General features: G+C 42.8%; 15 protein-coding genes. All 15 read left to right on the top strand.

Features of this window, described 5'->3' with window-relative positions:
* Positions 1 to 131: 131 nt before the first annotated feature.
* The 15 genes from R4Z09_RS29695 to murA all read left to right on the top strand — a co-directional run bounded on the left by R4Z09_RS29695 (position 132) and on the right by murA (position 14194).
* Complete coding sequence (locus R4Z09_RS29695; RefSeq protein ID WP_338450206.1) at positions 132 to 506, top strand: NADH-quinone oxidoreductase subunit A; 375 nt, start codon at positions 132 to 134, stop codon at positions 504 to 506.
* 26 nt (positions 507 to 532) lie between these two features.
* Positions 533 to 1009 carry a NuoB/complex I 20 kDa subunit family protein gene (locus R4Z09_RS29690; RefSeq protein ID WP_422392325.1) on the top strand — a complete coding sequence of 159 codons (477 nt, stop codon included), beginning with the start codon at positions 533 to 535 and terminating at the stop codon, positions 1007 to 1009.
* 3 nt (positions 1010 to 1012) lie between these two features.
* The gene (locus tag R4Z09_RS29685) at positions 1013 to 2047 is read left to right on the top strand and encodes an NADH-quinone oxidoreductase subunit C (RefSeq protein ID WP_338450204.1); all 1035 of its coding nucleotides are present in this window, start codon (positions 1013 to 1015) and stop codon (positions 2045 to 2047) included.
* 3 nt (positions 2048 to 2050) lie between these two features.
* On the top strand, positions 2051 to 3151 hold the full coding sequence (locus tag R4Z09_RS29680; RefSeq protein ID WP_338450203.1) for an NADH-quinone oxidoreductase subunit D: 1101 nt from the start codon (positions 2051 to 2053) through the stop codon (positions 3149 to 3151).
* Positions 3151 to 4158: an NADH-quinone oxidoreductase subunit NuoH gene (gene nuoH / locus R4Z09_RS29675; RefSeq protein WP_338453398.1), complete on the top strand. Its 1008-nt coding sequence runs from the start codon at positions 3151 to 3153 to the stop codon at positions 4156 to 4158. The genes R4Z09_RS29680 and nuoH overlap by 1 nt, the downstream gene beginning before the upstream one ends.
* A gap of 157 nt (positions 4159 to 4315) precedes the next feature.
* On the top strand, positions 4316 to 4735 hold the full coding sequence (nuoI, locus tag R4Z09_RS29670; protein WP_338450202.1) for an NADH-quinone oxidoreductase subunit NuoI: 420 nt from the start codon (positions 4316 to 4318) through the stop codon (positions 4733 to 4735).
* Positions 4732 to 5244 (top strand): NADH-quinone oxidoreductase subunit J, encoded by a 513-nt coding sequence (locus R4Z09_RS29665; protein ID WP_338450201.1) that lies wholly within the window; start codon positions 4732 to 4734, stop codon positions 5242 to 5244. Before nuoI ends, R4Z09_RS29665 begins: the two co-directional genes overlap by 4 nt.
* Positions 5241 to 5558 carry an NADH-quinone oxidoreductase subunit NuoK gene (gene nuoK, locus R4Z09_RS29660; RefSeq protein ID WP_338450200.1) on the top strand — a complete coding sequence of 106 codons (318 nt, stop codon included), beginning with the start codon at positions 5241 to 5243 and terminating at the stop codon, positions 5556 to 5558. The genes R4Z09_RS29665 and nuoK overlap by 4 nt, the downstream gene beginning before the upstream one ends.
* Before the next feature lie 81 nt (positions 5559 to 5639).
* A complete protein-coding gene (nuoL, locus tag R4Z09_RS29655; protein ID WP_338450199.1) occupies positions 5640 to 7511 on the top strand; it encodes an NADH-quinone oxidoreductase subunit L in 1872 nt (623 codons plus the stop codon).
* Entirely contained in the window at positions 7508 to 9016 is a 1509-nt protein-coding gene (locus tag R4Z09_RS29650; RefSeq protein WP_338450198.1) for an NADH-quinone oxidoreductase subunit M, read from the top strand. Before nuoL ends, R4Z09_RS29650 begins: the two co-directional genes overlap by 4 nt.
* A gap of 6 nt (positions 9017 to 9022) precedes the next feature.
* The gene (nuoN, locus tag R4Z09_RS29645; protein WP_338450197.1) at positions 9023 to 10549 is read left to right on the top strand and encodes an NADH-quinone oxidoreductase subunit NuoN; all 1527 of its coding nucleotides are present in this window, start codon (positions 9023 to 9025) and stop codon (positions 10547 to 10549) included.
* 178 nt (positions 10550 to 10727) lie between these two features.
* Positions 10728 to 11027 carry a hypothetical protein gene (locus R4Z09_RS29640; RefSeq protein ID WP_338450196.1) on the top strand — a complete coding sequence of 100 codons (300 nt, stop codon included), beginning with the start codon at positions 10728 to 10730 and terminating at the stop codon, positions 11025 to 11027.
* 639 nt (positions 11028 to 11666) lie between these two features.
* The gene (locus R4Z09_RS29635) at positions 11667 to 11909 is read left to right on the top strand and encodes a DUF1146 family protein (protein WP_422392233.1); all 243 of its coding nucleotides are present in this window, start codon (positions 11667 to 11669) and stop codon (positions 11907 to 11909) included.
* A gap of 211 nt (positions 11910 to 12120) precedes the next feature.
* A complete protein-coding gene (locus tag R4Z09_RS29630; RefSeq protein ID WP_338450195.1) occupies positions 12121 to 12849 on the top strand; it encodes a YwmB family TATA-box binding protein in 729 nt (242 codons plus the stop codon).
* 31 nt (positions 12850 to 12880) lie between these two features.
* Positions 12881 to 14194, top strand: coding sequence for a UDP-N-acetylglucosamine 1-carboxyvinyltransferase (gene murA, locus R4Z09_RS29625; protein WP_338450194.1), 1314 nt, complete (start codon positions 12881 to 12883; stop codon positions 14192 to 14194).
* Positions 14195 to 14663: the final 469 nt, after the last annotated feature.

Below are 14663 nucleotides of genomic sequence, written 5' to 3'. Positions count from 1 at the left end.
TCCATTTTTTACAAGAAAAATATACAAAAATATCCACCAAAACTGTTCTGTCGACACCAAATTGTAACAGTGTTATAATGGTATCGGTTACAATTTTAACTTTTCAGATAACAAAAAGGGGGAGTTGAGGCATGGATTTATTGAATGTTTACCAAAATAATTATTTAATAGTTTTCATATTTCTGATTCTAGGTATAATCTTGCCGATCGTAGCGTTATTTTTTGGAAAGTTATTAAGACCGAATAAACCTGAGGAAGCTAAGTATACCACCTATGAAAGTGGAGTTGATCCGTTTGGTGATTCACGAGTTCAGTTCAATATAGCGTATTATATTTTCGCTCTCATGTTTGTGATTTTTGATGTTGAGACAGTATTCCTGTATCCATGGGCGGTTGCCTATGAAAAACTTGGCTTTTTTGCCTTAATTGAAATGCTCATTTTTGTTGTCATGTTAGTCATCGGGCTTATATACGCATGGAAAAAGAAGGTGTTAAAGTGGAATTAAAATATGATGGTTTCACGTCAGATGAAATGGAAGAGATTAAGAGAAATGTATTTTTATCAACGCTTGATCAAGTAAAGGGTTGGGCACGCAGCAGCTCCATGTGGCCGTTATCATTTGGTCTTGCTTGTTGTGCAATCGAAATGATGGGAACAGGCGGAGCGCATTATGATTTTGACCGTTTTGGGGTCATCTTCCGGGCATCCCCTCGTCATGCAGATGTGATGATTGTTGCTGGAACCGTTACGAAAAAAATGGCACCGATTCTTAAACGACTATACGATCAAATGCCGGAGCCGAAATGGGTAATCGCAATGGGAGCATGTGCAATTGCAGGCGGACCATATGTAAAGTCTTATTCTGTTGTCAAAGGGGTCGATCAAATTGTCCCTGTTGATGTATACATACCAGGTTGCCCGCCAAACCCGGCCGCACTCATTTACGGAGTTAATAAATTGAAGGAGAAAATCCGCTATGAGGCAAAAACCGGGAAGAGGGTGATGTAACAAATGAGTGGAGAAAAAGACATAGAACAATTAAAAAAGGAAGCAGCTGCGAAAGCCAAAGCCGCCGCGGCCGCCAAAGCAAAGGCTGCGGCGGAGGCAAAGATGCAGGCGAAGGAGCAGGCAGAAGCCTCAGGAGGAGACGCCGCACCTGCTGATGATTTAGCGAAGCAAAAAGCTGCCGCAGCTGCAAAGGCAAAAGCAGCAGCATTAGCGAAAGCCAAAGCAAAACAGCAGGCAGAAGCCTCAGGAGGAGACTCTGCACCAACTGATGATTTAGCAAAACAAAAAGCCGCTGCACTAGCGAAGGCCAAAGCAAAACAGCAGGCAGGAGTGTCTGGAGCTGCAGATGATGACGATGCGAAGGCAAAAGCCGCCGCTGTCGCAAAAGCAAAGGCAGCTGCAGCAGCTAAGGCCAAAGCAAAAGCTGCTGCTGGTGGAGATGCCGGTGATGAAAAAGCCAAAGCTATTGCTGCCGCAAAAGCAAAAGCCGCAGCCGCAGCGAAGGCAAAAGGTGCTGGGAAAGCAGAGCCAGCTGAAGCCGTTGAAGAGGCAAAGCCATCGCCAAACCAGCATTATTTGGACAAATATGTCAAGGTTATTGAAGAACATATCGGCAAAGAGGCGATTGAAGAAAGCTATATTAATAAGCTTGCCAAAGATATACCGACATTGATTCTTCGCAAAGAGGACTATTTTAAAGTAGCTGAATATCTCAAATATAACGAACAGCTTAGCTTTGATTATGTATCAGAGCTGCATGGGACTGATTTTCAAACACATATGGAGGTTTACGTAAGCTTGTATTCTTATAAAAACTCTCAACCGATTGCCATTAAGGTGAAACTGGATCGAGATCAGCCTGAAATCGGGTCACTTGTACCTCTGTGGGCCGGCGCAAACTGGCCTGAATGTGAAGCATATGATTTATTGGGGATAAAATTCTTGGGACACCCTGATCTCCATCGCATTATGCTGGGAGAGGAATGGGTGGGACACCCTCTCCGTAAAGATTATGAGCCATATGATGTGGAGGTATAAGCAATGTTACGAACAGAAGAAATGTTGTTAAATGTCGGACCTCAACACCCCAGTACTCACGGAGTTTTCCGAATTGTTTTAAAAATAGATGGTGAAATCATTAAAGAAGCAAAGCCGGTGATCGGATACCTGCATCGCGGCACGGAAAAATTGGCCGAAAACCTGCAGTATACGCAAATCATTCCTTATACAGACAGAATGGACTACGTAGCTGCGATGACAAACAATTATGTTCTCTGTCATGCGGTGGAAACGATGATGGGGCTTGAAATACCGGAACGGGCTGAATATCTAAGGGTTATTGCGATGGAATTGAATCGTGTCGCCAGCCACCTTGTCTGGTGGGGCACCTATTTGCTTGATATCGGAGCAACCAGTCCATTTATTTTTGCCTTCCGGGACCGGGAAATGATCCTGAATCTGTTGAATGAGCTTTCCGGCGGCCGAATGACGTTTAACTATATGCGTGTCGGCGGTGTGAAATGGGATGCTCCGGATGGCTGGATTGATAAAGTAAGAGAATTTATTCCTTATATGAAGGAACAATTGGAAGGCTACCATCAGCTTGTGACAGGAAATGAAATTTTTCTAAACCGTGTAAAAGGCGTCGGAGTTATTACACCTGAAGAGGCACTTCAGTATTCATTAAGCGGTTCGAATCTCCGAAGCACAGGGATTAAGTGGGATTTACGTAAAGATGAACCGTATTCCATTTATGACCGCTTTGATTTTGATGTTCCCGTTCAAACGACCGGTGATTGCTGGGCACGCTATCAGGTTCGTTTAGCAGAAATCGCAGAATCACTGAAAATCCTTGAACAAGCCGTTGAGCAATTTCCGAAGGATGGCGCGGTTTTGGCAAAAGTGCCGAAGATCATTAAGGCGCCAGTTGGGGAAACGTATGTCAGAATCGAGTCTCCACGGGGAGAAATCGGCTGCTACATTTCCAGTGACGGGAAAAAGGAACCTTACCGCCTGAAATTTAGACGACCATCATTCTATAACCTTCAAATTCTCCCAAAACTGCTTGTAGGGGAAAATATATCAAACTTAATCGTCATTCTAGGGGCTACTGATATTATCCTTGGGGAGGTTGATGGATGATGATGGCCAATCTCTTAAACTCGAGTCCAAGTCTCGTCAATTTTGGGATTTTCTTTTTAATGGCAACGTTATTCTTATTTGTTGTTCTCGGTTATGTAACCTATGTCATCTTGGCCGAGCGGAAGGTAATGGGTTTTATGCAGCTCCGGATTGGACCCAACCAGCTCGGGGGTAAATGGGGACTGTTGCAGACAGCAGCGGATGTTTTGAAGCTTCTTTTAAAAGAAGATATTATTCCAAAGCTTGCTGACCGCCCGTTGTATATATTGGCGCCGGTCATTGCCTTTGCACCTTCGTTCATGGTTATTGCAGTTATTCCGTTTACGGACAAATTCTATTTTGCCGATATTGGCGTTGGGCTGCTTTACTATATTGCGATTTCCGGTATTACCGTGCTTGGAATGGTAACCGCCGGATGGGCTTCCAATAATAAATATGCCTTGCTTGGGGCAATGCGTGGCGCAGCGCAAATGATTTCCTATGAGATTCCGCTCGTTATGTCTGTCTTAGGTGTCATTTTATTATCAGGCAGTTTAAATCTAACCGATATTGTGACGGCACAGCAAAACGGATGGTTTGTCATTGTACAGCCGATTGGGTTTATCTTATTCTTCATTGCTGCTGTTGCCGAACTAAACCGGATCCCGTTTGACCTTCCGGAATCAGAATCTGAGCTTGTATCAGGGTATCACGTTGATTATTCCGGTTTCCGATTTGCCTTCTTCATGTTAACGGAATATACGTATATGTTCGCAATGTCTGCCTTAATTGTTGTTTTATTCTTAGGGGGCTGGCTGCCGCTTCCATTCCTTGGTTTTATCCCAGGGGCCGTCTGGTTCGCATTGAAGTTCAGTGTAGTTACGTTCGTGCTGCTATGGCTGCGCTCAACGTTCCCGCGTGTCCGTCCAGACCAACTAATGGAATTTGCTTGGAAAATATTACTGCCAATTTCCTTGGCCAATATCTTCCTAACAGCCGTTATAAAAGAAATTATCAATCTATTCTAATTAGGAGCTATACGTTACCACGTTAAAGCACCGGGGGTCAGTCCCCCATAACGGTACCGCGTTAAAGTAGCGGGGGACTGTCCCCCAATGGTTTAACGTGAAAAAGCGAAGGGGGCCTGTGGTTGAAGGCTGGCCCCGATACAAAAGAGGTGATCACATGATTGGATTAATGAAAGGTTTGGCGTATACGCTGAAGAATTTATCACGTGAGAAGATGACGTATGATTATCCGAATGAGTCGATCCCAATGCCTGACCGTTTTCGCGGCATACAGAAGTTTTATCCGGAAAAATGCATTGTCTGTAACCAATGCGCCAATATTTGTCCGACCGACTGTATTAACTTAACGGGAAAGAAACATCCAGATCCGACGAAAAAAGGGAAAGTAATCGACACATATGATATAAACTTTGAAATTTGTATTCTATGTGATTTATGTACAGAGGTTTGTCCAACGGAAGCAATCATTATGACGAACAACTTTGAACTGTCAGCATACAGCCGTGACGAATTGTTTAAAAACTTAGAATGGCTTGATGAAAACGATGAGAATATTCGGCAGGTGAACAAACCATGAGTGGAGAATTTCTCGCTTTTATCATACTCGCATTTATTGCCGTTTCAGGTGGCGTCCTGCTGTTGAATCTAACCAAGGTTGTTCACATGGTGCTGGCCTTAGTTGCCACTTTTCTTAGCATCGCTGGTATATACATCCTCCTGTCTGCCGAGTTTCTAGCGGTCGTTCAGGTTCTGATTTACTCGGGAGCAATCACGATTATCATGCTGTTCGGTATTATGCTGACCAGTCATAATGACAAGGAGGAGCCAAAGGGAGACTGGGGCAAGAAAATTGCCCTCTTCCTTGGCGTCGCAGGTTTTGCAGCCGTTGTCTATTTTGGAATCTATAATTTGGATTTCCCAGTTTTCGATCAAGAACTCCATGTTAATAATACAGAACAAATCGGGGTTGCCCTTTACACAAAATATATCATTCCATTTGAATTAACGTCGATTGTCCTGTTAGTGGCTCTTATCGGGGCAATTATGTTAGCAAAAAGAGATAAAAAGGAGGCCGATGAATCATGAGTTCATCCGTACCGATTTCAGCTTTTCTAGCATTGGCCTTAATCCTTTTCTGCATTGGCCTTTACGGGGCGCTGACAAAGCGAAATACCGTTATTGTCCTCATCTCAATTGAGCTAATGTTAAATGCCGTCAATATCAATTTAGTTGCTTTTAGCAAGCTGGGTGTCGCTCCTTCAATTAACGGGCAGATTTTCGCCTTATTCAGCATGGCCGTAGCGGCTGCAGAAGCGGCTGTTGGCTTAGCAATTTTGATGGCCCTTTATCGTAACAGAAAAACCGTTAATATTGATGAAATGGATACTATGAAGCACTAAAACCAAACAAAAAGCTTCAGAGTTTATGAGGAGAACGGAAGGAAGGATTACTTTTTCCGCCTCAAAAAGGGGGATCTGAATTTGATGGAAAGCGCATGGATCATACCGCTTTTCCCGCTATTATCGTTTCTACTTCTCGTCCTTTTCGGCAAGCGGCTGAAAGAGGCAAGTTCTTATATTGCCATACTACTGGCATTTGCCTCATTTATTTATTCGGTGTTGGTGCTTTTTGATCGCTTTGCGGCCCCAACCTTTAAATCAGAAGGCGTTTGGCTGAAAATCGGGGAATTAGAGCTTACAGTGGGATTTGAAGTCAATCAATTAAATGCATTAATGTTAGTCATCGTCTCACTTGTCAGCTTTCTTGTACATACATATTCAGCAGGGTATATGAAAGGTGACGACCGATTTTCTGTCTTCTATTCCTATTTAGGTTTGTTTACATTTTCAATGCTCGGACTTGTCCTTTCTCCAAACTTACTGCAAACCTATATTTTCTGGGAATTAGTCGGTTTAGGTTCATTCCTGTTAATCGGATTTTATTTTTACAAAGAAGAAGCGAAGGCAGCTGCAAAAAAAGCCTTCATTATGACCCGTATCGGTGACGTTGGTCTATTGATCGGGATGATTCTCTTATTCTGGCAGGTTGGCAGCTTTGAATATGATGCTATTTTTGAAGCCATTACGTCCAATCAAATTTCAAATGAAGTGATCACGTTAACAGCCATCCTTATTTTTATCGGAGCAGTCGGAAAATCTGGTCAATTCCCGCTCCACACATGGCTTCCGGACGCAATGGAAGGTCCGACGCCGGTTTCCGCACTCATCCACGCCGCAACAATGGTTGCTGCCGGTGTGTACTTAGTGGCATCCTTGTTCCCGTTATTTATGGCGAGCGAAACCGCGTTGATGACCGTTGCAGTGATTGGGGGCATTACGGCGATTTTTGCCGCGACAATTGCTCTGACGCAAAAAGATATTAAGAGAGTACTAGCCTACTCAACCGTCAGCCAGCTAGGCTACATGATGCTTGCTCTTGGATCTGCCGGTTATGTTGCAGGTGTATTCCATTTAACAACGCACGCATTCTTCAAAGCGTTATTATTCCTTGCCGCAGGTAGCGTGATTCACGCCGTGCATACGCAGGATATTGAAAAAATGGGCGGTCTTTGGAAAAAGATTCCGAAAACAAGCATGTTGTTTTTAATCGGAACGATGGCGATCAGCGGTGTGCCGTTATTGTCAGGTTTCTTTAGTAAAGATGAAATTCTCGTGGCAACTTGGAACGCAGGCCATCCGGTCTTGTTCACATTAGCCGTTATTACAGCATTCTTAACAGCCTTTTATATGTTCCGTTTATTCTTTATGGTCTTCTCCGGCGAAGCAAGGGAAAAGGTGGACAATGTCCACGAGTCACCGTCATCGATGACGATGCCAATGATGATCCTTGGTTTCTTAGCAGTTATTGCCGGCTACATCAACACGCCATGGTTCGGTACATTTTTAGGTGATTGGTTAACAGAAGGAAATGAATTACTTGGCCATCATGGTCATGAAGAAGCGCCAATTTGGATTATGCTTGTGGCAACAGTCGTTTCATTGCTTGGAATTTACCTGGCATGGTTAATTTACGGGAAAAAATCGATTTACCGTGACTGGTTATCAAGAAGATTCCCGCTTGCTTACAGTATTTCGTATAACAAATGGTTTATCGATAAGCTGTATCAATACACATTTGTCAATATTGCAAAGGTGTTCAGCTTATTCCTTCAATACATTGAATGGTTCATTGTTGAAGGGGTGGTCAAACTCGTACAAGGTATTATTTCCAGCTTGGCGGCCTTTGGTTCAAAGGTGCAGAACGGGCAGATTCAGATGTATGGGGCTGTTGCTTTCGTTGGCTTGGCCGTCTTGGTTGTCATCTTTGCCGTAACAGGGGGGTATTTTAAATGAGTCTATTATCGTTCTTGATTTTCTCCCCTCTTATTGGAGTGTTAGTGCTGTTATTTATACCTAAAAAGCAGGAAAATCTGCTGAAGCTGATTGGCTTTTTAGCCACGATTCCAGCGTTTGTCGTTTCGTTAAATTTATTTTTCCAATACCGCTCAGGGCTGGATTTATCCACCTTAAGTGAAAAGCTCGATTGGATTGCGTTTAAAAATGCGATTCAATACGGGGAATTATTTACGATTAAATATGAACTTGGCGTCGACGGCTTTCAGCTTGTACTGCTTGTGTTAACGGCAGTTGTTGCCATGCTTGCTGCGATTGCTTCTGTTCATATCAAAGAAGAATGGAAAGGCTACTTCATGCTGTTCCTCTTGCTGGAAACAGGGATGCTCGGCGTTTTTGCCGCTGAGAACTTGGTTTTATTTTTCCTATTCTTCGAAATGACCTTGATTCCAACCTTCTTCTTAATCGGAAAATGGGGATATCAGGAAAAAGAAAAAGCAGCGTATAGCTTTTTGATTTATAACGGACTTGGTTCAGCGATTCTCTTGATTGTTATCATTGCACTGTTTGCCCGGACGGGTACAACGAATATCGAGGCATTGCAGGCAATTATGACGTCAGATGATCCGCAGCTTTTGGGCAGTATATCTGAGGATTTGAAGCTTGGCTTGTTCATTGCCCTGCTTGTGGCTTTCGGTATCAAGCTGCCGATTTTTCCATTGCATAGCTGGATGGTGCGCGTGCACGTTCAAGCACCGCCATCTATCGTTATGATTCACTCAGGTATTTTATTAAAAATTGGTGCCTACGGTCTGATCCGCTTTGGACTGGGGATTTTTCCAGAGCAGTTCACATCGTTAGCGGTGTTACTTGCGGTTCTTGGGGTAATTAATCTACTGTACGGTGCATTCCTGGCTTTCGTACAAAAAGATTTCAAAATGGTGCTGGCTTATTCATCCATTTCCCATATGGGGATTGTATTAATCGGGTTAGGTGCCTTAAATGAAGCAGGGATACAGGGAGCGGTTTTTCAAGTCGTATCACACGGTTTAATTTCCGCATTGCTCTTCTTCTTAGTCGGTGTTTTTTACGAAAGAACGCAAACAACAGAGTTCGAAAAGCTCGGCGGGATGGCAAAGGCTATGCCATTAACAGCTGGATTTTTACTGGCCGGCGGGATGGCATCACTCGGCTTACCGGGAATGTCCGGCTTCGTCAGCGAATTCATGGCGTTCTTAGGATTGTTTAAAGAAATGCCGGTGCTTGCAGCAGTCGGTGCACTTGGTATCATTATGACCGCTGTGTATCTGCTTCGCGCAGTGCTTGGAATTACGTATGGAACGGCGAACTGGCAATGGTACGGAGCAAAAGATCTCCGCACGGTCGAGTTTGTCCCGGCCATTGTGTTGCTTGCCTTGATTTTATTAATCGGTGTGTACCCAAATATACTGAGCGAGCCGCTGCAGTCAACATTAGAATTTATTATGCTTAGGATCGGAGGGTGATGAAGGATGGATCTCGAAACATTGTTATCATTTGAATGGGGTATCATGATGCCTGAGTTCATCATCCTTGGGGTTTTGACCATCATTACCCTTCTTGATTTGTTTATGCCGCGGACACAGAACCGCAAAATCCTTGGCTGGATTAGCTTTGTTGGGATTTTGGCTGCGATTGTTTCCTTGGCTGGGCTGCTGGATAAAGATGTGACAACGATTTTATATGACACATTCAGACTCGATTCTTTTGCAAAAGCGTTTAAGCTGATTCTGCTATGCGGTGGAGGGTTTGTGATGCTGCTGGCCATCAGCTATGAACCAAAGGAAGGCATGAAGGAATATCGAGGAGAATTTTTCTATCTGTTCTTAGCTGCTTTGCTGGGCGGAATGATTATGACATCAAGCGGAGACTTGATTACGTTATATGTAGGACTTGAACTATTATCCATTTCCTCCTATATATTAGCAGGTATTCGTAAAAATAATCTAAAGTCCAATGAGTCCGCGATGAAATATGTCGTGAACGGAAGCTTATCGTCCGCGATTACGTTGTTTGGTATGAGTTATGTGTTCGGGTTAACAGGCACAACGAATTTATCTGATATGCGGGATGTACTGATGGCGATTAATGATTCGCAGCAGGTGTATTTGTTAGTGATTGCCTTCTTAATGATTTTTGTCGGCTTATCGTTTAAAATTGCTGCTGCTCCATATCATATGTGGGCGCCGGATGTATACCAAGGTGCACCAACACCTGTAACTGCCTTTTTAAGCGTCGTATCAAAGGCTGCCGGCTTCGCGCTGATCGTCCGCCTGATTCTTTCGATCTTTGCGAGCGTAGCAGTAAATGGTCCAGGCTCAACGCCCGTTCTGATTGATATGGAATACTACATTGCAGTTATTGCCGCTGCAACGATGATTATCGGTAACGTGGTGGCATTGCGTCAGACGAACATCAAGCGTTTGTTTGCGTACTCCAGCGTTGCGCATGCCGGTTATCTACTGGTGGCCGTCGCCGCGTTATCGATGTTTATGTTTGATTCATTATGGTTTTATTTAGTGGCCTACCTGTTCATGAGCATGGGAGCCTTTGCGATTATCCAATTGATAACGGAAAAATCGGATTCCGAGGATTTGAATCTCTTTGCCGGTCTGTATAAGCGGGCACCGTGGCTTGCTGTTGCAATGGGCGTGCTGGTACTATCGTTGGCTGGAATACCCGGTACGGCCGGTTTTATCGGGAAGCTAAACATCATCACAGGTGCACTTGTTCGCGAGGAGGCGAACTATGTATTAGTCGGAATTATGATTGCCACAACTGTTGTGTCTTATGTGTACTATTTTAGAATCTTAGCGCAGATCTTCTTTAAACCGGCACCTGAGAGAAGCGATAACCTGCCGAAGATTAAGATTCCAGTCGGAGTGGGAATCGTCATCGCCATCTGTGTCGTCGCTAGCGTCGTATTCGGTATCTTGCCGAACCTGGCCTTCGACTTCCTGCAAACCCAGTTCTATGAGTTTGAAGACTTTTTACGATAAGATAGATGAGAGAAAGAAGGAGCGTTAGGGCTCCTTCTTTCTTTGTTATAAAAGATAAGGCTGCTGCAGTGGAAGGTGTGGGAGTCGGAAGCAGAAGAACCGTCCCTCTGCTTTATTTTCATTTTTGGTTCACAATCCATTTTCTAATCATATGCTTAAGTATGAGGAGTGAAGTATTATGAAAAATGGACAGGAACCGTTTGAGAATGAAACACTTATGCATATTAGAAATAGACTTGATTATATTTACTCCATTTCTAAGAAGTACAACAATGACAATCCTGAGTTAATGGATACGGTCGCTAGTTTAGCCTCAATTGCAAAAATGTTTGCTAATATTAAAATGGAGGAGTTAAAAGGGAGTATAGAAACCCAAGGTCCTCAAGGATATATTGTAAGCAACTTAGGAAATGCCTTTTCGAGAATGCAAGAATATGAAAAACAAAAAGACCAAGACTTTCCAAAATGGAAACTGTAACAGCTGCTGAGTAGGCTTTCAGCTAAGGTTAAAGAACAATAGGAAATACCTTAAGGCGCCTATTTCGGCGCCTTTTCCATTTCTAGAAGCAAGGGGATGGTTCTCTTGCTTCTTTCAGGAGGCGAAGGAAACTTCGGATTTGTAAAAGGTACGGATAATGGAAAAATACTTGATACGAAGTAAAAATGCCAGTTAGACCTCCAATTACTTATAAAATACCTCTTTCTAGTATGACATCCGCGGGAACCACGTTTAAATCTTCAAAAAAGGTGCAGCTCAACGCTAATTTTTCAAAAATAAGGTTTTCGGTTGTTAAAGCTCTGTATAGGTATTTACTATAGATTCATATGGAAGCAATAGAACCGTCCCCCTGCTTCCTATATTTTTTTCATTCTACCCCCATAAATCAATATTTACATACGAATATTATAGTCGGGAGAATTTTTTTGGGGTTTTTGAAATATTTCAGAAATATTTTTGAAATAATTGAAACCTTTTGAGGGGTTCATTCGTTTAATATTGAGTACAGGTGTTATTTACACCTATGTATAAAATTCCACTAGCTACATAAGAGTTTTTATGTGAGGATGATGGAAGAGTGTGGTAAAATAGTGATTGGGTTGTAAAAAAAAGGGGGAGATGATGGTGTTAACGGAGTATGGACCTCAGGCGATTTTGAGCATTATCTCGCATCTTGTCTTTATCGCGTTAACATGGTGGGCGCTGATGGCAATTAACTTTGAAAAGTTTTTGCGTGCCAACCGAGTATTTCAAGCGAGACTGCTCTATATATTATTATCGATTGCGATTGGTTCAATCGTTAGTAACTTTTTCCTCGACTATCTAGCGTGGTCACAGCAGCTTCCACTTTTATTGGAATAGAAATTGGAAAAAAGATAGGTCTTCATACACGTTTCCATTTTGAAGATTTTTGAGTACAATTCATTTTGGTGTGTTGTAAATTTTGCCCACAATACATAGACATCATTTTGTGCACTTTTTTACAAAGTCGTTGTCAAAAAGTGACGGTTTTTCATGGGTATGTAACTTCCTCTCTTGGTAACAATGGTAGTAAGGAGAGGAGTACGGTACGATGAAAAAAATAATCTATGTTTTAGTCACTTTGTCAGCGGTTGGAATGATTGTTTTTAACATGGCCAATGCAAAGGGAAACGGAGAACTGGATCTCTTTAAAATGGCAAGTGTTTTGGAAGGCGAGAATATTACCATCAATAATTGGTCGTTACAAGCAAGACAGAATTTGGCAAATGTCCAAGCACAGAAGAAAATGGATGAGTTAAGCAAGGAGTATCCCGATATGAAATGGGAGATTTCTGAAGAGGATGAAAAATGGGAAGCGAAAGCTGTTATGACAGTGGACAATGGCTTGAAGGAAACGCTTCGGATTCTTTCTACCGGCGAAGGTGACCATATGCAAAGTTATTTGATTTATGAGGTTACGGGTGAAGGCTGGCAAAAGGAAACAAAGGATTTTCTTAAAGGAGCGGTTGTCGAAAAAATTAGCGACATTTTTCACGAAAAAGCCATTATTTTCTCTTGTATATATAGCGAGTTCGGTGATAAGATGAATAAGTCTTTGCCTAGCCATGTCAACGACCTGTTACAGGCATTTGATGCGAAAGAAATTGAAACACTTGAAGAGGACTCCTTTATATCGACAACAGCTTATTCGAAGGTTTTTTCAGAATCGATTAAAGGACATTCAGATGAGATGAATCTACAACTTGGGGTAAGAAATCAAGGATTGGGCGGCAAGACTACCCTCGTAGTTGGCACACCAATCATTACGGTTGAATATTAATATAGAGATAATGGACGCGGAGGGGAATACTTTGGAAAAAATCATCGTCCGTGGCGGAAAAAGGTTAAACGGTACCGTCAAAGTTGAGGGAGCAAAAAACGCCGTTTTACCTGTTATCGCTGCAACACTATTAGCAAGTGATGGAAAAAGCGTTATTCGGGATGTGCCTACACTCTCCGATGTATATACCATCAATGAGGTTTTGCGTTTTCTTGGTGCCGAAGTGGCATTTAAGGATAACACTGTGATCGTGGATGCATCAAATGAGTTAAAGGTAGAAGCACCGTTTGAATATGTACGAAAAATGAGAGCTTCCGTTTTAGTGATGGGGTCTCTTTTAGCTAGAAATGGCCGCGCTAGAGTAGCGTTGCCAGGGGGCTGTGCGATTGGCTCTCGTCCAATTGACCAGCACTTAAAGGGCTTTGAAGCAATGGGTGCAACGGTTAAGGTTGGAAATGGCTTTATTGAAGCAGAAGTAGAAGGCCGCCTGCACGGCGCAAAAATTTATTTGGATTTCCCAAGTGTAGGAGCAACGGAAAACATTATGATGGCAGCTGTTCTTGCTGAAGGAACAACGATCATCGATAATGTAGCGAAAGAGCCGGAAATCGTTGATCTTGCAAACTTCCTTAATAAAATGGGTGCTAAGGTAAAAGGCGCAGGTACGGGTACAATCAAGATTGAAGGTGTAAACGTGCTGTTTGGCGCTGAGCACAATATCATTCCTGACCGTATTGAAGCTGGAACATTTATGGTCGCTGCAGCTATTACTGGCGGCAATGTGTTGGTGAAAGGTGCAGTTCCAGAGCATTTAACGTCTCTTATCGCAAAAATGGAAGAGATGGGCGTGAAAATTATCGAAGAGCCGGAAGGACTTCGTATCATTGGAACTGACAACCTGAAGGCGGTTGACATTAAAACAATGCCGCACCCTGGCTTCCCAACAGATATGCAGTCGCAAATGATGGCGTTATTGCTTCAGGCAAAAGGAACTTCTATGATTACGGAAACGGTTTTTGAAAATCGCTTCATGCACGTAGAAGAATTCCGTAGAATGAATGCGGATTTGAAAATTGAAGGACGTTCAGTTGTTATCAATGGACCGGCAAACCTGCAAGGAGCAGAAGTGGCTGCAACCGATCTGCGCGCAGCAGCTGCGTTAATCGTGTCCGGACTTGTAGCTGACGGCGTAACACGCGTAACAGAACTCAAACACCTGGACCGTGGATACGTGAACTTCCATGAAAAATTAGCTTCTCTTGGCGCAGACATCGAAAGAGTCAAAGAAGAAGTCGTCGAAGAAATCAACTATGATAAAAAATACATCTCAGATCTCAATGCATAAATACAACAATAACTCTTAGAAAAACCGCATAAAAAACATGTGCGGTTTTTTTGCTGTGCTTGTTTGGAAGCATGGGGACGGTTCTCTTGCTTCCAAAATTCCTTTTAGGGAATGGGGGAAGCAGCTCGTAACTTTTAGGGTAATGGATTCTTTATTTTAACAATAGAAATAGAACCCATCCATTTTTTCGTCAGAATATCTCACAAGGTTTGATTTAGTGGGACTCTCAAATCCTACGATTATCCCCATCCATTACTCTCCATATATTATTATTACCCAAAAAAATGAAAAATATGCATAGATCAAAATTAGTCATAAATACTTGTCCTACTCCATATGAATGAAATGTGAAAGATATTTTCTGAACGTTTGATCATGTGAAAGGCTTTCGTGCGTTACCAAGATGGGGGACAGACCCTCGGTGCTTTAAAGCAATACCGTGGTGGGGGACAGTCCCCCAAGGCGTTAA

Source organism: Niallia oryzisoli (assembly GCF_036670025.1).
GTDB classification, from domain to species: Bacteria; Bacillota; Bacilli; order Bacillales; family Cytobacillaceae; genus Bacillus_BD; species Bacillus_BD oryzisoli.
The sequence above is the reverse complement of the archived record's forward strand: the minus strand, read 5'-3'. Positions and strand labels throughout refer to the sequence as shown.